Annotated in this window: 1 protein-coding gene; it reads left to right on the forward strand. The window is 72.1% G+C overall.

Going from position 1 to position 394, the window contains the following annotated elements:
- The coding region (gene pspAB, locus RNB18_RS53260; RefSeq protein WP_449657667.1) for a PspA-associated protein PspAB at window positions 1-286 on the forward strand (286 nt) is incomplete at its 5' end.
- Between the last annotated feature and the right edge of the window lie 108 nt (window positions 287-394).

The following is a 394-nucleotide window of genomic DNA, read 5'->3' on the forward strand; positions in this document are numbered from 1 at the left end:
CGATCTGCACGCGGTGAACACCCTGCTCCAGGACGGCGGCTTCGGCCCGCATCTGCTCTGCTCGCTGATCGGCTTCCGGGGCGGGGAGGGAGCCGAGGGCCGGTCGCTGGCGCTCGTGTACCTCTACAAGCGCGGCACGTTCTACCCCTTCGCCCCGCTCCCCGGCGACGCCGAGAAGCGGGACAACCAGCTGGAGCTCCAGGTACGGGGCGCGCTCGGCGACGACCTCCGGGTGGAGAAGGACCTGTCGCGGTGGTTCCCGGTGTGGGGGGCGCCGGGGCTGTGAGCCGTGAGCCCTGACATGGCTCGAATCCGGCAGAGCCATGCGGGCGCCCGCATATCTTCGGCAGCGCCGGGCCCGAGCCGGGGCCCGGCGAGAAGCCGAGGAGTGACT

It is taken from the genome of Streptomyces doebereineriae (assembly GCF_031845645.1).
GTDB classification, from domain to species: domain Bacteria; phylum Actinomycetota; class Actinomycetes; order Streptomycetales; family Streptomycetaceae; genus Streptomyces; species Streptomyces canus.